At 48.2% G+C, this 21,915-nt stretch carries 16 protein-coding genes; 3 read left to right on the forward strand and 13 right to left on the reverse strand.

Annotation, left to right across the window (positions count from 1 at the left end):
• Window positions 1-121: 121 nt before the first annotated feature.
• The 5 genes from KNQ15_RS14140 to KNQ15_RS14160 all read right to left on the reverse strand — a co-directional run bounded on the left by KNQ15_RS14140 (window position 122) and on the right by KNQ15_RS14160 (window position 7,543).
• Window positions 122-1,234: an LCP family protein gene (locus KNQ15_RS14140; protein ID WP_231681811.1), complete on the reverse strand. Its 1,113-nt coding sequence runs from the start codon at window positions 1,232-1,234 to the stop codon at window positions 122-124.
• A 298-nt stretch (window positions 1,235-1,532) separates the two neighbouring features.
• The gene (gene nagB, locus KNQ15_RS14145; protein ID WP_214729823.1) at window positions 1,533-2,294 is read right to left on the reverse strand and encodes a glucosamine-6-phosphate deaminase; all 762 of its coding nucleotides are present in this window, start codon (window positions 2,292-2,294) and stop codon (window positions 1,533-1,535) included.
• Window positions 2,291-3,448, reverse strand: a complete 1,158-nt coding sequence (gene nagA, locus KNQ15_RS14150; protein WP_214729824.1) for an N-acetylglucosamine-6-phosphate deacetylase — start codon at window positions 3,446-3,448, stop codon at window positions 2,291-2,293. The genes nagB and nagA overlap by 4 nt, the downstream gene beginning before the upstream one ends.
• Window positions 3,449-3,632: 184 nt before the next feature.
• Window positions 3,633-6,191 carry a bifunctional lysylphosphatidylglycerol flippase/synthetase MprF gene (gene mprF, locus KNQ15_RS14155; protein WP_214729825.1) on the reverse strand — a complete coding sequence of 853 codons (2,559 nt, stop codon included), beginning with the start codon at window positions 6,189-6,191 and terminating at the stop codon, window positions 3,633-3,635.
• Window positions 6,188-7,543, reverse strand: a complete 1,356-nt coding sequence (locus KNQ15_RS14160) for an MATE family efflux transporter (RefSeq protein WP_058265717.1) — start codon at window positions 7,541-7,543, stop codon at window positions 6,188-6,190. Before KNQ15_RS14160 ends, mprF begins: the two co-directional genes overlap by 4 nt.
• Before the next feature lie 92 nt (window positions 7,544-7,635).
• On the opposite strand from KNQ15_RS14160, the gene KNQ15_RS14165 reads away from it, so the two are divergent.
• Complete coding sequence (locus tag KNQ15_RS14165) at window positions 7,636-8,424, forward strand: CHAD domain-containing protein (RefSeq protein ID WP_029340762.1); 789 nt, start codon at window positions 7,636-7,638, stop codon at window positions 8,422-8,424.
• Here KNQ15_RS14165 and glsA read toward each other — a convergent pair.
• The 3 genes from glsA to KNQ15_RS14180 all read right to left on the reverse strand — a co-directional run bounded on the left by glsA (window position 8,415) and on the right by KNQ15_RS14180 (window position 12,916).
• Window positions 8,415-9,347: a glutaminase A gene (gene glsA / locus KNQ15_RS14170; protein ID WP_023467099.1), complete on the reverse strand. Its 933-nt coding sequence runs from the start codon at window positions 9,345-9,347 to the stop codon at window positions 8,415-8,417. The genes KNQ15_RS14165 and glsA overlap by 10 nt on opposite strands.
• A gap of 128 nt (window positions 9,348-9,475) precedes the next feature.
• Window positions 9,476-12,052 (reverse strand): ATP-dependent chaperone ClpB, encoded by a 2,577-nt coding sequence (gene clpB, locus KNQ15_RS14175; protein ID WP_214729826.1) that lies wholly within the window; start codon window positions 12,050-12,052, stop codon window positions 9,476-9,478.
• A gap of 6 nt (window positions 12,053-12,058) precedes the next feature.
• Entirely contained in the window at window positions 12,059-12,916 is an 858-nt protein-coding gene (locus KNQ15_RS14180; RefSeq protein ID WP_029340760.1) for a DnaJ C-terminal domain-containing protein, read from the reverse strand.
• A 195-nt stretch (window positions 12,917-13,111) separates the two neighbouring features.
• On the opposite strand from KNQ15_RS14180, the gene KNQ15_RS14185 reads away from it, so the two are divergent.
• The gene (locus tag KNQ15_RS14185; RefSeq protein ID WP_023467094.1) at window positions 13,112-13,306 is read left to right on the forward strand and encodes a YwbE family protein; all 195 of its coding nucleotides are present in this window, start codon (window positions 13,112-13,114) and stop codon (window positions 13,304-13,306) included.
• 55 nt (window positions 13,307-13,361) lie between these two features.
• Here KNQ15_RS14185 and KNQ15_RS14190 read toward each other — a convergent pair whose 3' ends face one another.
• The 3 genes from KNQ15_RS14190 to KNQ15_RS14200 all read right to left on the reverse strand — a co-directional run bounded on the left by KNQ15_RS14190 (window position 13,362) and on the right by KNQ15_RS14200 (window position 16,855).
• Window positions 13,362-14,537 (reverse strand): M20 metallopeptidase family protein, encoded by a 1,176-nt coding sequence (locus tag KNQ15_RS14190; RefSeq protein ID WP_214729827.1) that lies wholly within the window; start codon window positions 14,535-14,537, stop codon window positions 13,362-13,364.
• Between the two features lie 13 nt (window positions 14,538-14,550).
• The gene (locus KNQ15_RS14195; RefSeq protein ID WP_050678993.1) at window positions 14,551-15,405 is read right to left on the reverse strand and encodes a MurR/RpiR family transcriptional regulator; all 855 of its coding nucleotides are present in this window, start codon (window positions 15,403-15,405) and stop codon (window positions 14,551-14,553) included.
• 271 nt (window positions 15,406-15,676) lie between these two features.
• Window positions 15,677-16,855: a CamS family sex pheromone protein gene (locus KNQ15_RS14200; protein WP_047394974.1), complete on the reverse strand. Its 1,179-nt coding sequence runs from the start codon at window positions 16,853-16,855 to the stop codon at window positions 15,677-15,679.
• 134 nt (window positions 16,856-16,989) lie between these two features.
• Here KNQ15_RS14200 and KNQ15_RS14205 point away from each other — a divergent pair, with 134 nt between their 5' ends.
• Complete coding sequence (locus KNQ15_RS14205; RefSeq protein WP_023467085.1) at window positions 16,990-17,571, forward strand: class D sortase; 582 nt, start codon at window positions 16,990-16,992, stop codon at window positions 17,569-17,571.
• A gap of 72 nt (window positions 17,572-17,643) precedes the next feature.
• On the opposite strand, the gene ligA is transcribed toward KNQ15_RS14205, so the two are convergent.
• Together ligA and pcrA are read right to left on the reverse strand one after the other, a co-directional pair.
• Complete coding sequence (gene ligA, locus KNQ15_RS14210) at window positions 17,644-19,638, reverse strand: NAD-dependent DNA ligase LigA (RefSeq protein ID WP_214729828.1); 1,995 nt, start codon at window positions 19,636-19,638, stop codon at window positions 17,644-17,646.
• A 14-nt stretch (window positions 19,639-19,652) separates the two neighbouring features.
• The gene (pcrA, locus tag KNQ15_RS14215; protein WP_035412308.1) at window positions 19,653-21,878 is read right to left on the reverse strand and encodes a DNA helicase PcrA; all 2,226 of its coding nucleotides are present in this window, start codon (window positions 21,876-21,878) and stop codon (window positions 19,653-19,655) included.
• Between the last annotated feature and the right edge of the window lie 37 nt (window positions 21,879-21,915).

The raw sequence follows: 21,915 nt of genomic DNA on the forward strand, positions 1-21,915 counted from the left end.
GAATAGGTACAGTATATCGATATCTTTAAACACAAAAAACCCCGAATGGGGTCTTTTATCAAGTGTCCACCATTCAGGGTTCAGTTCAGTGACGATGATACAAGGGGATTTTTAATGTGTTTTACTGTGCAGGGACGGCTTCTGTCTCTGTTACTGGTTCTTCTGTCGTACTTTGTGCCGGGTCTGTCTCTTCCTTGATCGGTTCGACTTCTTGACCTTGCATCGCTTTTGCTAAGTTACTTTTCACTTGCTCCAATTGATTCGGATCGAGGTGATACTCCCATTTCCCGCTGATACCAATATAACCTTCTCCAGCGAGTTGGTACTCCGTCGTGTTACGTAACGCTGCAGTGAAATCTGCTAAGCGTGTGTAATCGTTCGGACCTAAGTTCGTTTCGACGTTATCACCGACAGCATCCAAAATATCACGGTATGCACTAAGCGAACGGAAACTTGCCGCTTCTTTGGCGACCGCTTGAATGACTTGCATCTGTTTTTGTCCGCGTCCGATATCACCGAGCGGATCGTCATGACGGTTCCGGACGTAAGCAAGTGCTTGTTCGCCTGTTAAATGTTGCATACCTTTATCAACAGTGACAGTACCGGCTTTACGTTTTGAATCTTGCTCTTTGAACGCATATCGTACATCGATGTCAACGCCATCCAATGCATCGATCAATTGAACGAATCCTTGGAAATTGACTTTGACGACGTGATCAATTTGAATACCGAGCAAGTTTTCTGTTGTTTCACGCGCTAATTTAATCCCATTATAGGAATTCGATTTATCCATCGAACCGAAGTAATGGGCATGGGTGATTTTATCTTGCTCAACACCTGTCTTACCATAAGGTACATCGTATTTCGAATAATCGATGTTCACGAGTGAATCACGCGGAATACTCGTCAACACTAATTGTTCCGTTTTTTTATTTAAGATTCCGACGATCATGACATCTGATCGTGCCGGTTCATTTCGTTCTTTACTTTTTTTCGTTTCATCCGTTCCAAGAATCAAGAACGATTCAGACGGGACATCATCATATTTAGAGCTCACCTTCGAGCCGGGAATGTTAATCTGCGTCTTTGCCAATGTTTCTTGCGTTTTAATAAAAACAGCTCCAGCATATCCAGAACCGATGATTGTGACAAGCAGGACGAGTGCAGCGATGACTTTCATGAACATCTTGCCAGCACTTGGCTGTCTCTTTCGTGCGGATCGCGTTTCCATCATGTAAACCCTCATTTTCATGTAAATTTTCCGTAAAGTTCGCTAATCTCCATTATCCGGACATTTAATGAAATGTCAATTTACGTTTCGATTAAAGAAATCGTATAGAATCGTTGCACTGAAAAAATTATGGACCCTTAGCACGCTGTATCATGAGATTGAATGATCTTGGTATATGTCCCGCTGATGCCTGTCTATCAAAATAACAAATCGCTTAAGACTAGGCTCAACAGAATCAAAAAAGGAATAGAGTCAATCCAGTGATTGTCTCTATCCCTTTTGATTCATCGTTCTTTCATCGTCATACTTTCATGAAATTCAGATATGCCGCTCGTCCTGTACGTTTAGCGTCATCTGACAATAAAGATGCGGCTTCTTCGTCCAAGATCACCATGACATCAGCATGACGCTTGAGTACAGTTGCTGGACAATCCGTTGTTGCGACACCTTCCATCATATCGCGAACCGCTTTTGCCTTTCGTGCACTAGAAGCAACGAGAAGGATCTTCTTCGCTTCCATGATCGTACCGATCCCCATCGTGATTGCCTTCGTCGGTACTTCCTCTAATCGATCAAAGAAACGTTGGTTCGCTTCTCGTGTCGACTCTGTCAATTCCGTTACGTGTGTCTTAGCGTCGAATGGTGTACCCGGTTCATTGAAGGCGATGTGTCCATTTGCTCCAATTCCGAGTAATTGAATGTCGATGCCTCGATTGCGGACGAGCGCTTCATATCGTTCACTTTCGCGCACGGGATCTTCTGTGTTCCCGATTGGAACGAATGATTCCTTAAATGCGACATCTTTGAATAGATGCTCTTGCATGAACGTATGATAACTTTGTGGATGCTCTGGGCTGAGACCGACATATTCGTCGAGGTTAACCGTTGTCACATGTCGACAATCGAGCGAATCCTTCCGCCATTCTTCATAAACGCCGACCGGTGAACTTCCCGTTGCCAGTCCTACCGTCAAACCTTCCGGGTGACGCTTAATTTCCTGTTTCAAAAATTGATAGGCCACCTGTGCTAATTCTTCTCCCTTTTCTACGATCATCCATTTCATGAGGTAGACTCCTTTCCGTTCGTGATCCGGTGTCGCGTACCACGATGAATCGTTTCTTGAATACGTAATCCCTCGTCGAGCAAGACGATATCTGCATCTTTACCAACCGCGAGGCTTCCCTTTTGAGCCAATTGAAGCTCTTTGGCCGCATTGACCGATGTCATGCGGACCGCTTCTTCGAGCGAACAACCTGTATAGGCAATGATGTTTCGTAAAGCAGCGTCCATTGTCAGGACACTTCCAGCTAAGCTACCGTTTTCAAGACGTGCCGCACCGTCTCGAACGAATACAGCCTGACCACCTAACTCATATTCACCGTCTGCTAATCCTTTTGCTCGCATCGCATCCGTGATGACGATCAGTCGATCTGCGCCTTTCATTCGATAGGCAAAATCCACCATCTCCGGCGCACTGTGAATCCCATCCGGAATGATCTCCGCATAGACGTCTGGTGTCAGGAGGCAATACCCGACTGTGCCAGGTTCCCGGTGATGAAGTGCTCGCATTTGATTGTAAAGGTGGGTACCATGCGTGACGTGACCGGCTTGGTTTTGGGTATATGTCGCGTCTGTATGTCCGGCTGACGGAATCGCACCCGTCAAGCGCACCGCTTCTTCGAACACCCGTGCTCCCGGGCGTTCCGGAGCGTATGTGACGAGCTTGATCGTGTTCCCTGCTGCTTTTTGCCATTTCAAGAACTGCTCGACATCCGGTTCGACGATATGTTCGTGAGGCTGTGCACCCGCATAATCTGGATTGATGAATGGTCCTTCAAGATGAACACCGATGATCGTCGTATCGTCTTGTGCTATGACTTCTCGAACCGTCTCAAGCGCGCGTGTGATATTTCCCCAGTCCTGAGTAATGGTCGTCGCTAAAAATGATGTCACACCTTCTTGTAACATCTGTCGGCTGAAATGACGCAGGCTATCGGCATCTCCATCCATGACATCGACATCATACCCTCCATGAATATGCACATCGATCATTCCTGGAATGAGTGATTGATGCTGCGCATCGATCGTCTCTTCTCCTGCGATTTCCTCGAATTCCGACATGGGTCCAATCGCCTCGATTGTTCGGTCAAAACGAATGAAGCCGTCTTCAATCGTCTGCTCTCCCGTGTAAATCCGGGCATTGGTGATCACTGTCATCTAGCATCTTCCTTTCTCTATCCGTTCCATGACTTGCTTCCGTATTTAGTATAACGCGATTAATTCTAGTTGTATAGACCTTTGTACATTTCATCATAAAATATAAAAGGACGATCTCACTTGTCTTTAGACAAGTGGTCGCCCTTTGTATACCCGTCGATTGCCGACTTCATGCGTCAGTCGATCATGGTAATAAAATTCGGTCTTTTTTTCGGGAAATCAGACGCGTGGCTTTTAGAATCGCCATTGGTAACGATTGACGCTTCCGGTAAGCCAGGTATCGTCCTTCCCATTTTGGATCATACTTTTCTTTATATCGTCGTAGACCGGTGAAACTATACATGTAGCGAATATTATTGAAGACATCCGCTGCCACACGTTCTTGCCAGAAGGACGTCTCGTCTTCTCCGACGGACGAAAGCGGAGCCATTCCCATGTTGAACGTGTGGTAGCCTTCATCTTTCGCATACTCGAATAGTCGGATGAACATCGCATCCATGATTCCATTCGGTCCATCTGGTCGAAAACGCATCAAGTCAATCGATAGGACCCCTTCTTGGTAAGCAGGCATGAATGTCATGAACCCGATCAATCGTCCTTCCGCTTCACGCATGATGCCGATCGGTGCCCGGTTTAAATAAGGTTCGTGGAAGTAACCGAGCGAGAAACCTTTCTCGGACTTACCCCCTAACCATTCGTCGGAGACCTCTTGTAGTTCTGCTAAAAGTGTTCCTGAAATAGGTGGCTCGACTACTTCGAACGTCATGCCCTCTCGTTCAAAGCGATTTTTAATCGACCGCAGTCCAGCTCGCTTTTTTCCTGATACGGTGAAAGATGGAATATCAACGATCGCTTCTTCTCCGAGTTTAAAGAAGTTGAAGCCAAAATCATGATAGAGAGACATGTTTTGTGCTTGAATTTGATAGATGTTCGGAATATATCCAAGATCTTCGACGCGACGTAAGAAAGACGCGATGACTTGTGAATGTTCCTTTGGATCTCCACTCGGGTCGCCAAGGACCATGATCCGATTACCGGTCTGACTAAACTGGATGAATGAACGTCCCGTTTCAGAGAAGAAGAAACGTTTATCACCTAGAAACGCGAGATGGCTCAAATAATTCCCACCCTGCTCACGCAACACCGACTCGATCTTTTCAGCATCGAATCGCTCACCGAGTACCGGTTGATTGAATGTGTTGAATAAGCGGATGAAGACGAGAACATATACGAGCGCAAAGATAGAGGCACTCGCTGCAAACATGAAAATTTCGTGTGCCGGATACACTTTTGTTCCATCTGCTGATCCTAGTGTATAGAAGGCGTATCCAAAAAAGACGAATCCTCCAATGTACAATAGACCAGCGAAGGCAACCCGGATGAACCGTGTCGTCGTAATGAGTGTTCGTTCTCGGTGAAATGCTTTTCGCGACATCAGTAGCAAGACGAGGACGATGATGACGGCAAGGAAGGAAATCAAGTTAAAACCACGAAGTGCCATTCCAATCAAAGCGAAAAAAGATGCCCCGTACATCATATATAACGACCGTTTTGTACGACGATACAGTGCTGTCGATAAGAGGACGAACAATAAGCCGCCCATCAAGAAGAAACTATTCGCGAGTAACAGCGCTTCGTGTGGTAATTTAGATTCCAAATATTCATACTGCGTCGAGACAGGTGGTAAAATCGCCAGTCCCCAAATCGTGATCCCGGCAACGAGTGTGATCAACGCGAGCGTGAAATGACGAATTTTACTGAGGAATCGCAGTTGTAAGCGCCAAATGACGCCCCCGACCTCCATCGATGGACCAACGATCGGTTTGTCTTCGATCATCTTGACGACCGGACCGCTGAACTCCCGAGCTGAGAAAATGACACCGATCAGGAACGGAATCAAGTAGTAGACAAGACGGTAGATCAATAATCCTGTCAAAACGATGCCTTCCTCGACACCGGCACGCTGCATGCCGATCAAAAACACTAAGTCAAACGAACCAAATCCACCCGGTACCATCGAGATCAAACCGGCTGTCGCAGCGATGATGAAGACACCGATGACTTTTGAGAAACTGACATCCGTTCCGAGCGCCGCCAAAATCAGATAGACGACAACGCCAGCACTGAACCATTCTGCGAGTGAGACGAGTGAATATAACGCAATCGATTTCGGATGGATGCTGCTATTGCCTCGTCGAAACGAGAACAGCAGATAGAGTGGGAAGAAGAATGCGACACCAATGATGACGGGCCACAGCCATTTTTTTAAATCGAGCACTTCAAACGCCGGAAAAACGTGTAGAAGCGATAAGGCAGATAAGATGGACAATCCACTGATCAACGTCGGTGCCATCCAGCCAATCGCCTTCAACAAACGACCGCCTTCAACGAATGGTCGATAAAGAGCGGATCGGATCGCCATCCCAGCGAGACCACCGAATCCGATGATGCCGTTAAAGGAGTTCGCAATCCAGGATGCTCGGAAAATCAGTCCGATCGGTGCTTTCGCCTCCAATGAACGTAATAAGAAGAAGTCATAAAAGAACATCGTCGAGACCGCCGCAAGACCTGCGAGAATCAACAGGATGAATTGCCAAGATGGGACTTGACGAATCGCTTGAATCGACTCTTGTAGCGACAAACTACGCAATTCGTTTTGTCCTTGATAAAAAATGAATCCAATCAAGACGATCGGCAAGATGATCTTCGCAATCGTCATGATGCGTTGTTTTGAGAATTTCAAGCTGCCAGCCTCCTTGATTTACGGATTAAATGCATAAGACGAACAAGCAGTAGCGTTGCTCCGACCGCAAGACCGATGATTAATCCCCACCAGTACCCATCTGGTCCGAGCGTCGTATAGCGTTCGAGATAAAAACCTAATGGTAGTCCAATGACCCAGTAGGCAGCAATCGTCAACAAGAAGGTGACATTGACATCCTTGAATCCACGTAATGCACCTTGCGTCGGTGCAGCAACAGCATCCGACAGTTGAAAGAAAATCGCTAAAATCATAAAGTGTGCGGCAGCTTCGATGACTTGAGGATCACGACTATACAAAGCGGCAAGTTCTTCATTCTTTAAGTACAACAAGATTCCGGAGAACAAAGAGACGGCAACACACATCGTCAATCCAATGACGACGTACTGGACAGCGTCCTTGATTCGTTTGGCACCGACCTCAAAACCGACTGTGATCGTCAAAGCGGACGCAGCAGATAATGGGATCATATAGACGAACGAAGCGAAGTTGATAGCCGCTTGGTAGGCACCGATGATGACATCGCCGTATGCTCCGAGCAGCAACGTGACCGCCGAGAAAATACTGACTTCAGAAAAAATCGCGAGACCGATCGGGGCACCGAGTAGAATCAATTCCTTGATTCGCTTCATATCTGGACGGTAAAAGCGCCGCAGAATTCCGAGGCGTTGAAATAATTCTCCTTTAAAGACGACAGCGATGATCGCTAGACAAAGAATCCAGTAGGTGATGGCAGTCGCAACTCCTGCGCCTACTCCACCAAGTTCCGGAAAACCGAAGCTTCCGAAGATGAAGAGATAATTGAAAAGGACGTTAATGGGTAAAGAGATTAATAGTAAGACCATCGTGATGTTTGATTTGCCTAATGAATCGACGAGTGTTCGTAAGACGAAGAAAACGAACATTGGTACGATCCCAAGTGCTAACATCACGAGATAATTTCGCGCAACTTCACGCGCTTCAGCCGATAACTCCATCCGTTCGAGAATCGGATTGACAGCGATAAGTCCGATGACTACTGTCAAACCGATGATCACGACAGCGACGTACAACGCCTGCATGACGATTCGTTTGACTTCCCGCTCGCGTTTCGCTCCCATCGCTTGGGAAACGAGCGGTGCGACGGCAAGTAGAATACCGGTCAGTCCTGTGTAAACGGGTGCCCAGAGACTTGCTCCGACACCGACTCCTGCTAAATCAGCAGAGCCGTATCGACCGGCCATGACCGTATCGAAAAAACTAATTAAGTAAAACGCGACTTGCGTTACGAGGATGGGAAAGAAAATTTTCATGAATTGCTTCATCTTTCCTGAGAACGTAACTGTTTCTAACATGTTTCCACCACATTTCAGGAGGAGTCCTCCTTAATTTTAAAACCTAGCACTCTTGAACTCTTACGAAAATAATCCGAGGAGGGATTCATCTCATGAACCATCGAGATACTGAAAAGCTGACTTTCGAACTGCTTGAGACATGGTCTACCTTCAATCATTATGCCAAAGAGGCTCAAACGTTTGAAAATCCGGAAGATGTCCATCAAGCGCGGATTCGGTTACGGAAACTGATCACCTTCGCCCGATTGGTCGATTTAACGGAGGAACCCGTTTATTTGATTTGGAAGCGACTGATGCATGCTTTCGGCGAAGTCCGTGACCTCGACGTACAACTGGAAGCAACCTCAAACAAAACAGAAATCGATCAGTTGTTCGCGAACCATGTCGCTCTGCAACTTCAAGGGAAACGTTCGACTTTAATCGAGACGATGCACCTCTTGATCTCAAATGAACTGGATCGATCCGTTCGTCGCTTTTTAGCCGGTCCGATGACAAAGCGCCTCAAGCGGATGTCAGAAAAAGAGCTGATTCACGCCGCCGAGAAACGCTATGAAAAAAAACGTGAACAATTTGAAAAAGTGCAACGAAAGGATGGAACGAAGCGTGTCGAACGGATGCATGAATTACGGCTTGCTACAAAAGCATACCGTTATACGGTCGAGTACCTTCGTCCCTACACGCATCAACCGAAGTCTGCTGTTGATCGCCTAAAGACAACCCAGACACGACTCGGACACATCAATGATACGTATCAACGATTAGAAAGATGGCGCTCTTTCGAGGTTCCATCTGCTTATCAAGAAGAGCGTTTACGTCAGATCAAGCGTTTAGAGGACGAACTACGTTCTGCGCTTGATCAGATTGAAATCGCTCATGGATGACGTTGAACGAGTAATTCCAGCATCTTTGTTCCGGCAATCGAATTCCCTTTTGCGTCAAGCGATGGTCCAAAGACACCGATTCCGAGATCAGCCATATCGAAATCACTTCGACCACAAGCAACGACTGCACCGGAAACACCACTTTTTCCTGGTAGCCCGACTTGGACCGAAAATTCTCCAGATGCATCGTACATGCCACACGTCGTCATGATCGCTCGAATGATTCGTGCGTTCCGACGTGAAATGACTTGGCGTCCTGATGGTGTTTTTCCAGATGTACTCAAAATTTTTCCCATCATGGCAAGTCCTTTACAGTTCGTCAAAATCGCACACTGCTTCGTGTAGACGTCGATGATCTCTTCGACATTTCCTTCGATGACACCGTGATAGCGCATGAAGTACAACAATGCACGGTTTAAATCCGTCGTTTCGAATTCTGATTCAGCAACATCTGCGTCATATTTTACCATTTCTACTTCAATATCCAATAGTTTTGCGATGAATTGACGCAATTGAAGTAATTTATCGGCAGCATCTGTTCCCGGTAACATGCTCGTCACGGCTAGTGCTCCTGCATTGATCATTGGATTAAGCGGTTTTGTTGGAATCGTCTCTTCAAGTTTTGCGATCGAATTGAACGCATCGCCCGTCGGTTCCATCCCGACTTTTGAAAAGACATAGTCTTCTCCGAATGTCTCGAGGACGAATGCGAGCGTGATGATCTTCGATACACTCTGTAGTGTAAACATCGTATCCGCATCACCTGCCGAAACGAACGTCCCGTCGGCATTACAGACGGCGATTCCGAGTTGTGTCGGATCAACCTTCGCAAGTTCTGGGATGTAACTGGCGACTTGTCCAAGCACCGTATACGGACGGCATTCTTCAATCAACTCCTCGAGTTGGGCTTGTGTAACATTCATGGCGTTCCCTCTTTCTCTTTTTCTTCTAGCTTATCACGCATCTGACGGATACGGATATGGTTCTTCCGTAAACGCTAAAAGGAGTCGACTCGTTTCAGCCGAGTCGACTCCTTTTTCTAGCATCTGCTTCATCCGTGGACGACGAGTTCACCGTCTTCTACGTCAATCGAAATCCGAGCACCATCTTGAATCGCCCCACTGATTAAGGCACGGGCAAGTTTCGTCTCAATCGTTCGTTGCATATAACGATTGATTGGACGGGCGCCGTATTGTGGTTCAAATGCTTCTTCGAAAATCAACGTCTTCGCAGCATCCGTGACATCAATCGTAATGCCACGTCCAGATAAACGTGAGCTCATTTTCTCGACCGCTTTGTCAATGATTCGTTCGATTTCCGTCCGGTGGAGTGGATGGAATAAAATCGTATCATCAATCCGATTCAAGAACTCCGGTCGGAAGTGACGTTTCAGTTCTTGGCGAACGGCTTCCTCTTCCGCTGCATCGATGACACCATCTTTAGCGGCTTCAAGCAGGATCGGTGCCCCGATGTTTGACGTCATGATGACGATCGTGTTCTTGAAGTCGACGACACGTCCTTGTGCGTCTGTTAATCGACCATCGTCGAGCAACTGAAGCAAAATATTAAAGACGTCCCCGTGCGCTTTTTCGATCTCATCGAACAACAGCACCGAATACGGGCTCCGTCGGACGGCTTCCGTCAATTGACCGCCTTCTTCATAACCGACATATCCCGGAGGCGCACCGACGAGACGGGAGACATTGTGTTTTTCCATATACTCCGACATATCGATGCGGACGATATGATCTTCACTATCGAACATCGCTGCCGCTAAAGCTTTTGCAAGTTCTGTCTTCCCGACTCCTGTCGGACCGAGGAATAAGAACGAGCCAATCGGACGGTTCGGATCCTTGATGCCTGCGCGCGCTCGAATGACAGCGTCCGCGACGAGACGGACTGCTTCGTCTTGACCGAAGACGCGCTCATGGAGTGTATCCTCGAGATAGAGTAATTTTTCGCGTTCACCCTGCGCAAGCCGTGTCACCGGAATGCCGGTCCATTTCGAAACGATATCGGATATCTCTTCTTCCGTCACCGCTTCTCGAACGAGTTCGTGTGAGACGTGTTCAGATGACTCTTCCGCAACTTTCAGACGTGCCTCAAGATCCGGAATTTGACCGTACTTGATTTCCGATGCTCGGTTCAAATCATAGCGCCCTTCCGCTTCTTGTAACGCCAGTTTTGCCTTCTCAAGATCCGCACGTAACTGCTGGACACTTTGCGAACTCTCTTTTTCCCGTTCCCATCGCGTCCGCAACGCACTCTCGTCTTCTCGAACAGAGCTGAGCTCTTGCTGTAAAACGGCAAGTCGTTTCCGAGATGCTTCATCCGTTTCTTTCTTTAATGCCGCTTCCTCGATTTCGAGCTGCATGACCCGACGAACGAGTGAATCGAGTTCAGCTGGCATCGACTCCATATCGGTCCGAATCATTGCACATGCTTCATCAACGAGATCGATCGCCTTATCCGGCATGAACCGATCCGTAATATACCGATCGGATAACATCGCCGCCGCAACGAGCGCATTATCATGAATCCGTACACCGTGGTGAATCTCGAATCGTTCTTTTAATCCACGCAGAATGGAAATCGTATCCTCGACATCCGGTTCCGCGACAAGGACTTGTTGGAAGCGACGTTCGAGCGCTGGGTCCTTCTCGATATACTTCCGGTACTCGTCAAGCGTCGTCGCCCCGATACAGTGCAGTTCTCCTCGCGCAAGCATCGGCTTGAGCATGTTTCCGGCATCCATTGCGCCGTCTGCCTTCCCGGCACCAACGATCGTATGCAACTCATCGATGAATAAGAGAATCTGACCTTCGGCTTCCTTGACTTCATTCAAGACCGCCTGCAGGCGCTCTTCGAACTCACCCCGATATTTCGCACCAGCGACGAGCGCACTCATATCTAAACTGAACAACTGCTTGTTCTTCAGACTCTCTGGTACATCCCCACGGACGATCCGTTGCGCGAGTCCTTCAACGATTGCCGTTTTCCCGACGCCGGGTTCTCCGATCAAGACGGGATTATTTTTTGTCTTCCGACTCAAAATCCGGATGACACGTCGAATCTCATCATCACGACCGATGACCGGGTCCGTTTTCCCAGACCGGAAATCCGCTACAAGATCACGTCCATATTTTTTTAGTACATCGAACGTCTCTTCAGGATTTTTCGTCGTGACCTTCCGATTGCCTCGCATACTGACGATTGCTTCCCGGAGTGTCTCTTCCGTAATGCCTTGACGACGTAAATATTGAGCTGCTGGACTTGATTGTTTGATCAATGCCAACAATAAGTGTTCGACGGAGACGTAGTCATCCTGCATGAGACGCGCTTCCGTCTCTGCTTCCGTTAATACGTTCAGCAACGAGCCACCGATCCGAGGCGTCGTCGCCTGTGACAAGGCCGGAAGTTTACTAATTGCCTCGTCAATCGCTCCATTCAATGTCTCAATCCGTTGATTCAGCTTTTCAAAAATGACCCGTGCAATTCCCTCTTCTTGCGCAAGTAAGGCAAGTAACAAATGCCACTCTGTGATTTCACTATGACGACGTTGTTTCGCGATCGCTTGGGCAGAGACGATTCCCTCGTGTGCCCGATCCGTTAAACGTTCAAAATCCATCCTTGATCACTCCTTCACTGCAAGTTGACGTTCCCACTCTTCATAAAAGGCACGGTCCATCTCAGGTAACTTGACTTCAAGTTGGACAAGTAACGCTCCCCGATGGCCATTCGCTTGACTGAGACCACGATTCGGAATCCGAAGTCGTGCTCCTGGTTTCGTGCCCGGTTTGACTTTCAGTTTGATTCGTTTCCCTTCAAGCGTATCCGCGACGACTTCGCCTCCGAGCACAAGCGTCGTCGGATGAACACGGACGGTGGAGATGACGTCCTGGTCGACGCGTCGGAACTGATCATCATCCTTCAGATGAATCGTCACGTAAACATCTCCCGCGACACCTTGTCGGTTACGCATCGAACTTTTTCCACGTAAGCGGACTTTTTTACCGTCATAGACGTCTTTCGGTAGCGTCAATTGAATTGATCCGGTCGCGAGACGCACCGTGACTTTTTCGTTCGTACTGAGGTGTCCGAGCGGTACCGTCAATTCAAGCTCTTCATCGGTCGACGCCTCTTCTTGACTAAAGAACGAACCGAACATATCTTCAAATCCGAACGATTGTCCAGGTCGTGTCCGTCCACCACCTCCGAACTGTCGGAACAGATCTTCGTAATCTCCAGCGCCACCAGCTCCAGCACCTGCCATCTGATCGAAGTTACTGCCATATCGATCGTACTTCGCTCGTTTTTCCTCATCCCCAAGCACATCGAACGCTTCTTGGATATCCTTGAAACGCTGGTCCGCACTCGCCTCTTTATTGACGTCTGGGTGATACTGCTTCGCCAATTTGCGGTACGCGCGCTTAATATCTTGATTCGATGCATCCTTCGTGACACCGAGTGTTTGATAGTAGTCTTTTGCCATTCGAATTCACTTCCTTTTCCTATACTTCATTACCTTAATTATAAAAGTCGTCTTCTAATTGGTCAAATATAGTCAAACTTTTTTCTGACATTCTGTTCTCTTTTCACTTTACGTCCTTGCGACAAACAAGTTTCACTGACTGAACCATGTTATACTGATAGCCAAACAGAAAATGAACGATTGGAGGATTTACAGATGGATGGTAAAACACGTAAAAATATTACGCCTGGTCTAAAAGTCAGCATCGTGCTGAAGCAAGATCAACGAACTGGTAAACGAACAGAAGGAATCGTTAAAGACCTTCTCACGAAATCGCCGCAACATCCGCACGGGATCAAAGTGCGTTTAGAAGACGGACAAGTCGGTCGTGTTCAAGAAATTTTAGGTTAAGAAGACAACAATCGCTCGCCCTGATTCCTTTTCGGAGTCACGACGAGCGATTTTTTTATGCTTCAATAGCTTGTTCTAAATACCGCCACGTTGCTTCAACTAGAATACGTGCTGCATCGAGCATCGCCGGCTCCTTAAAATCAAACTGCGGATGATGATGCGGTGGATACGAAGCATCTCCCGCTCCTGTAAAGAAGAACGCGCCAGGTACGTGTTGCAGATAATAAGCAAAATCCTCGCCACCCATCGTCGGTTCAATCTCAAATACATGCTCGTCTCCTAGAACTTCTCGTGCGACAGATTCAATCAATGCGGTGGGTGCAGCATGGTTGATGACAGCCGGATAGCCTTTTTCGTATGTAAAGTGATACGTTGCTCCGACTGCTTCACAGATTCCTTTGATCGTTCGCTCCATCCGCTCGATGATATCGTCCGCTGTCGCTTCATCAAAAGTCCGGACCGTTCCTGTCAACGTCGCTTGATCCGCGATGACATTAAACGTATTCCCCGCATGTAATGTTCCGACAGTCACTACTGCCGGCTCCAGTGGATTGAGTTGACGACTGACGATCGATTGCAATTCCTTAACGATCGTTGCCCCGAGTAAGACAGCATCAATCGTCTCATGTGGTTTCGCACCGTGTCCGCCTTTTCCATATAAGGTCAGCTCGAACTTATCAGCCGCTGCCATGATCGGACCGGTCCGAACACCGACATGTCCTAAATCGATCGTTGACCAAAGATGCGTTCCGAAGATGACATCGACCCCTTCGAGACAACCGTCCGCAATCATATCGCGTGCACCGCCCGGAACGACTTCTTCCGCATGTTGATGAATCAAGACGACGTTCCCCGGTAACGATTCCCGTTGCTGCATGAGCGTTTCTGCGACGGCCAGCAACGTCGCCGTATGACCATCGTGACCGCATGCATGCATCACACCTGGAACCGTCGACCGATACGCGACCTCTTTAGCGTCAGCAATCGGCAAGGCATCGAAGTCGGCACGCAACGCGACGGTCTTCCCCGGCTTTCCTCCACGAATATACCCGACGACACCACGTCCACCGACCTCCGTCTTGACTTCGATTCCGAGCGTTTTTAACTGTTGCGCGATATAACGCGGGGTCTCGACTTCGTGAAACGACAACTCTGGGTGCTGATGTAAATAGCGACGGCGCTCGACCATTTCTGGATACAACGCGTCTAGTCCGGCAGTTCGTTCTGACATATATGTATCCCCCTTATTTCTTTTGATGCAGTGTCTTAACGCTTTCTCGCGTGTATTGGAGACGTTCGAGTGTGTCTTCATAATGTCCAGCAGCATACGATAAGAACAAGACATCGATCGCAAATAGTTGGGCGAGACGCGAACTGAGCGCTGCACTACGAAGCGGCGCTTCTGGTGCGCGTGATGTCCAAAGCGCGATATCTGCGAGTTGACTGATTCGATTGTCCCCGAAACGTGTCAGACTGATGACCTTTAGTCCTTGGATTTTCGCCAAACGGATCAACTCGACGACCTCTTCCGTTTCTCCGCTGTAGGAAATCGCAAAGAAGACATCTTCTTTACGTGCATTCGCTAAGATCGTCGCAAGTAGATGCTGGTCCGTTTCTTGAATCGCTAGTTTCCCGACACGCGTCCATTTTTGAGCAGCGTCTTCAGCTACGACATGCGATGCCCCAATCCCGTAAAAATAAATCGCGCGTGCCTGATCAATCACATCAATCGCATCCGCAATCCGTTCATCATTCAACTGCTTCGCAGTATCCTGTAACGCTTGAATGCTGTTACTAAGCGTTTTTTCAATCAAGTCGACAGGACGTTCATCCTTTTCGATATCGTGATACCCTTTTAAATCCGTCCGTGCTGTATCGGCAGAAATGCGCATCCGCAACTCCGGGTATCCCTTTAATCCAAGCGCGCGGCAAAAGCGGACGACTGCAGCGGCACTTGTATCTGATTCCTCTGCAAGTTGGTGGATCGTCATGCGCGCAATTTGGTTCATATGCGTCAAGACATAGTCTGCGACTTTTCGTGAGGACGATGGTAGTTCCTCTCGAACTGCACCGATTTGTGAATAGATACCGCCTTTCATCTACATCTCTCCTTTATCCTCTTCTTCTTAAAAGAACTGACGATTCATCACTTACCGCGTCGTTCCTGTGTGTAGAACTGTTCTTCTTTCATTATGCTCTCTCCTACTGGCTTTCGTAAATCTAAAAAATGGGAAAGTGAAACAAAATACCATTCTTCTTCCATACCCTTCCTTTCTTATTCATATGCTTCTCTCTTCCAGCGTCCGTTGTACAAAAAAAGCGACATTCCGTCCATTGGAGGAATGTCGCTTCATAAAGTGAATGGAGAAATCAGCGAATCTTGACGATCGGTTTCTTTGTATCTGGATCGAGGAACAGCATCGCTTCTGTATCCCCATTCAAGTTCGTCACAGTGATCGTCGTTGGAATGTTTCGATTATACTCCCAACGATTCTCAAGCAGGTACGTCACGTACTGAACGAATGCGACGAGTTCTGCTTTTCCGTAAAATTGAACAGGAATTTTCATCTCAAGCTTTTTAAGTTCATCTTCTTGATAGAAGCCTTCCCCCATCATACCGGTGTAGTTCGGGAAGTAGTCTTCTAAACGGTCTTTGAATAAATCGAACTTCGCCGCATCATCACGCACGTCATTCGTCGCGCGTGCTGACGGATAGTAGTAATAGCGCTCATTGTAGTTTTTCCAGTCGTTCGCACTGATTTGATTCCCGCGACCGATGAAGGCAGACGAGAGATAGTGACCAGAAACCGGTGACCCTTCTTTTTCCTGGAGATAGAGGGCGACGTGAATCGGTGTCGTCTTCATCCCTTGCGTCTTACGCATCTTCTTGACTAAATCGTTCGCCATCCGCTTGCCTTCAGCAACGACTTTCTTTTCATCAAGTTTAACGGTATAAGTAGGTCCATAGTTTTCATCTTGGAATACATACTCACTATTTAAGACAAGCGCAATCGACGTACCACCGAGTTCAAGCTTCTTATCTTCTTCAAGCATGTAGTCTTGCTCTAAGATATGCGATAGAATCATAGGTGACTTTTGGTTTTTTTCTTTATACGACTTACCAGACGTATAGGCTGGGTTCAGACCTTCAGGATCGCTGACGCCATCGCCTGCTTTTCCTTTTCGCAACAACCATTTTGCGATTTGGTCGGCTTCGAGTAACTGACCTTCTTGGTAATAGTATTTTTCCGGATCAAAAAACTGTGTCGAGTGACGCATTAAACCCGTCTCGATTTCATCGAGCTCAAGACGTGAACTGACACGTTTTTGTGTCATTCCACGTGCGACGCTTGGACGAAATGGCAAGACCGTCCGGTAGTACGAATCTGTCGTATCAATGGCTGGACTGACGACGGCCTGGACTTCCTTACCTTGTTCACTTTCAGTAATGACTTCTTTTGTATCGCTACTTGGCGAAAGGTCGAACGAACAAGCACCTAAAAATAACGTGCTCGATAACGTCAACGCTACTGCTGTTTTATAGTTCATCTCTATTTGCACCCCATGTTTTTAAATCGTTCTCTTTATCATAACAGAATCGTTTTCCATCGGGGAAGGACAAGTTTTCCCCTGATTTTCAAAAAAGATGATACGCCTTAGCGTATCCGAAAGGACTTTTTCTCATGACACGTCGTAAATTCATCGGTCTGCTTTTTTTACTGGCAGGCATCGCCCTTATTGCTTGGCCCTTCATCAGTGACTATCAGCGTGAACAAGAGGCAGCCAATTTAAAAGAACAATGGACAAAAAGTCTAAAGACTGTCGATGCGAAAGAGACTAAACAACCGCTCGCGAAATCAGGTGTTGGACTGCTCTCGATTCCAAGCATTGATTTCGAGCAAGTCATCTTAGAAGGCTCGACGACAGCAGTCCTCGACCGAAGTATCGGTCATATTCCAGAAACCGGATCACCCGGGAAAGGCAATTATGCGCTCGCCGGACACCGCAGTTTCACGGAAGGGCTTCACTTCAATCGTCTACCTGACGTCAAAAAAGGTGATACCGTCGTCGTCACAACAAAAACGCATCGGTATACGTACCGCATCACATCCAGTCGTCTTGTCACACCGACGACATTGTCCGTCCTCGACCAATCTGTCGCTTCTCCAACCATCACATTAATCACATGTGATCCTCCGGAAACGGCAACGAATCGTCTCATCAAACAAGGTACTTTGATTCGGAGCGAGACGATTGCTTCGTGAGAAAGATGAACATGAATAAAGGAAGGCGGAATTCCGCCTTCCTTTTTATTTGATCGTTCTCATTTATTCTTCTCACGCTTCGTGTTTAGCTAGTTCTTCTAACAGACGCGCTTCATCCCAAATTTCGATACCAAGCGATTCCGCTTTCGTCAGTTTAGAGCCCGCCTTTTCCCCTGCGACAAGTACGTCCGTCTTTTTACTGACGCTTCCTGTCACATCGGCACCAAGTGCTTCGAGTCGTTTACCGGCCTCTGACCGCTTTAAACTCTCGAGCGTTCCCGTCAAGACAATCGTTTTGCCCCCGAGTGGTGCATTCGTCTGATCAACCCGTTCACCAAGGAAACGTTGATTGACGCCAAGTTGTTCCAAATCACGAATCAATGCCTGTGCTTCCGGATGTTCGAAGTACTTCACGATTGAATCTGCGATTTTCCCACCGATGCCGTCAATCGCGACGATTTCGTCGTAGCTCGCTGCTGCAATCCCCGCTAACGAATCAAAACGTTCCGCTAAGAGATATGCCGCTTTTTGACCAACGAGTCGGATTCCGAGACCAAACAACAGACGCTCGACCGAGTTCTGTTTCGAGGCTTCGATCGCCGCAAGCAATTTATCAACGGACGTCTTACCCATCCGGTCGAACGTCAACAACTCCTCACGATCGAGTCGATATAAATCGGCAATCGTCCGGATCGCTTCATGGTCATACAATTGACGGACGACTTTTTCACCGAGACCATCGATGTTCATCGCCTGACGTGAAACAAAGTGAATGATGCCTTCCATCAATTGCGCTGGGCATTCCGGACTGACACAGCGGATGTCGACTTCACCTTCGAGACGGACAAGTTCCGACTGACAAGCCGGACAATGCGTTGGGAAGACGATTGGTGTCTCTTCCCCTGTCCGTTCTGCCGTGACAACTTGTACGACTGCCGGGATGACATCGCCCGCTTTTTTAATGATGACCGAGTCCTGAAGGCGAATATCTTTTTCAGCGATGAAGTCGGCGTTGTGCAGTGTCGCATACGTCACTGTCGATCCTGCAACGACAACCGGTGCAAAACGGGCACGCGGTGTGACTTTCCCGGTCCGACCGACACTGAAATCAACGTCTTCGACTGTCGTCATGACTTCTTCCGCCGCGAACTTATAGGCTGTCGCGAAGCGAGGAATTTTTGCTGTGAAGCCGAGCTCTTCCTGATCATCATACCGATCGACTTTCAAGACGATTCCGTCGATCTCATATGGCAGGCTCGCGCGTGCTTCCGTCCAATGTGCGATGTAGGCAAGAATCTCTTCCACCGTCTCACACGTCTGCATATGTTGATTGGTCGGTAACCCAAGTGAAGCGAGTTGTGCCATTGCTTCGCTATGTGAACGGGCCGTCAACGTATTGACGCCGACGCCATACACGAATAACGACAGATTGCGCGACGCCGTGATCGAGGAATCGAGCTGACGCAGACTACCTGCTGCCGCGTTACGCGGATTTGCGAACAATGTCTCTTCTCGGCTAGCCCGATCTTCATTCAAGCGTTCGAACGATTGTTTCGGCATGTAAGCCTCACCGCGGACTTCGACCGTCTCTTCTGCCTGCAAACGAAGCGGTAACGCTTTGATTGTCCTTAGATTCTGCGTGATGTTCTCACCGACTGTTCCATCGCCACGCGTTGCCCCACGGACGAATCGACCATCTTCGTATTTTAGCGAGATGGCAAGTCCATCGAATTTAAGTTCGGCGACGTACGTCGTCGAACGTCCGAGCGATCGCTCAATCCGAGCGACCCATTCGCGGATTTCTGTCTCATCAAAGACGTTTCCGAGCGACAGCATCGGTAGATCATGCGTCACCTTCTCGAACGCTTCGAGCGGTGCTGCGCCGACCCGTTGCGTCGGCGAATCCGGTGTGATCAGTTCTGGATGCTCTGTTTCTAACTCCGTCAGTTCACGAAGCAATTGATCGTACGTCGCATCCGGTACCGTTGGTTGATCCAGTACGTAGTATTCGTAGCTGTATCGGTTCAATGTTTGACGAATCTCATCTATACGCTGGCTTGCGTCCATCTGTGGACCTCCCATCATACCTTTTTAATCGGTGCGAATTTCGCGAGCAATCGTTTGATTCCGACTGCTGGGAATGCGATATCGATTTCAAGATTATCCCCTTCACCACGAGTCTGGACGACTGTACCGAGTCCCCATTTCCCGTGCTCTGCCTTATCTCCGACCGACCAACCGAGCGTTTCCGCACCTGACGTCTTCATCGCTGTCGGTTTGCTGATCGAGCGACCGATGACGGCTTTGCCTTGCGGAACAGGGCGGTCTTCCCATGGAAGTGGCTTCGCTTTTTTACCAGTCCGCTCGATGACGACTTCCGGCAGCTCCGCTAGGAACCGTGATTCTTGGTTGGCATTCGTCCGACCATAAAGCGAGCGCATCCGGGCATGTGACAAGTAAAGGCGTTTCTCAGCACGTGTGATCCCGACGTACGCGAGGCGACGTTCTTCTTCCATCTCGTCTTCATCCTGAAGCGAGCGGCTATGTGGGAACAAGCCTTCCTCCATCCCGATCAAGAAGACGACTGGGAACTCGAGTCCTTTTGCTGAGTGGAGCGTCATCAACGTGACTTGTTCTTCCGGATCCGTCTCGTCGAGTGAATCGACATCGGCAACGAGTGTCAAATCGGTCAAGAAGGCGATGATCGTCCGGTCTTCCGGATCGGCTTTCGCGGTCTCCTTCTCGAAGTTTTGCGCAACGGTAATAAACTCATTGATGTTCTCGAGACGACTTTGCGCTTCAAGCGTCTTATCTTCCTTCAGTACTTGACGATAACCCGATTTCTCGAGCACTTCTTCGACTAGTTCCGACAGGCTGATGAATTCTTGCATTTGGCTGAGTCCAAGAATCATCGTCCGGAAATCCGTCAGCTTCGCTGCCGTCTTCGGTGCGATACTCGACAATTCGATATCGCGAATCGCTTCCATCAATGACACGCCTTGCAAGTCGGCGAAATCACGCAGCTTATCAATCGTTGTTGCGCCGATGCCGCGTTTTGGTTCATTGACGATCCGCGCAAAGGACAGATCTTCATCTGGGTTCGAGATTAAACGAAGATAAGCGAGTACGTCCTTGATTTCTTTACGATCGTAGAACTTCGTGCCGCCAATCATTTTGTACGGAACGTTCGACTTAAGAAGCGTTTCCTCGATCGCACGCGATTGTGCGTTCGTCCGGTACAGAATCGCGATATCGCTCAGTTTCATCCCGTAACGAAGCGAGTTCCGAATCTCTTGGACGATATAAAAGGCTTCTTCCCGCTCATTCTCTGCCGTATGGACGATCAGCTTCTCGCCTTCGTCATTATCTGTCCAAAGTTTCTTGTCTTTGCGTGTCGAGTTGTTTTGGATGACATGGTTAGCCGCTTCCAAGATCCGTTTCGAAGAACGGTAGTTTTGCTCGAGTAAGATGACAGCTGCATTCGGATAGTCCTCTTCGAACGAGAGGATGTTCGCGATGTCAGCACCACGCCAGCGATAGATCGACTGATCCGAGTCCCCGACGACACAGAGATTCTGATGTCCCGATGCTAACAGGTTGACGAGATCATACTGGGCTTTGTTCGTATCTTGATACTCATCGACATGAATGTAACGGAATTTCTTTTGATAGTAGGCAAGGACATCCGGACTCTTCTTGAACAATTCCGTCGTTTTTCCGATCAAATCATCAAAGTCGAGCGCGTTGTTCCGGCGTAAGACCGCTTCATATCCTTTATAGATTTCAGCAACTGTCTTCTCATACGGGCTCGTCACGATCGAGGCGTAGAATTCAGCACTGCGTAATTCATTTTTCTGTGACGAGATGATCGTCAGCATCGAACGTGGATCCCATTTTTTCGGGTCCAAGTTTTGTTCCTTTAAGACGAGCTTGATCGCCGACTGCTGATCACTTGAATCAAGAATCGTGAAGTTGCGGTCGTACCCAAGCTGATCGATGTCACGACGTAACATCCGGACACACATCGAGTGGAAGGTCGAGACCCAAATATCGTTCGCGACACCACCGACCAACCGACCAATCCGGTCCCGCATTTCCCGCGCCGCCTTGTTCGTGAAGGTAATCGCGAGGATGTTCCACGGTGCGACTTGTTTAGCCGCCATCAAATAAGCAACCCGGTGTGTCAGGACGCGTGTCTTCCCGGAACCGGCTCCTGCCATGATTAGCAGTGGACCTTCCGTATGCTTGACTGCTCTTGCTTGCTCAGGGTTTAGTCCACTGACGAGCTGTTCACTCAAATTAAACATATCAATAGCCTCATTTCTTATATTCCGAACTTTTGTT

It is taken from the genome of Exiguobacterium sp. s168, from assembly GCF_018619035.1.
Taxonomy (GTDB): domain Bacteria; phylum Bacillota; class Bacilli; order Exiguobacteriales; family Exiguobacteriaceae; genus Exiguobacterium_A; species Exiguobacterium_A acetylicum.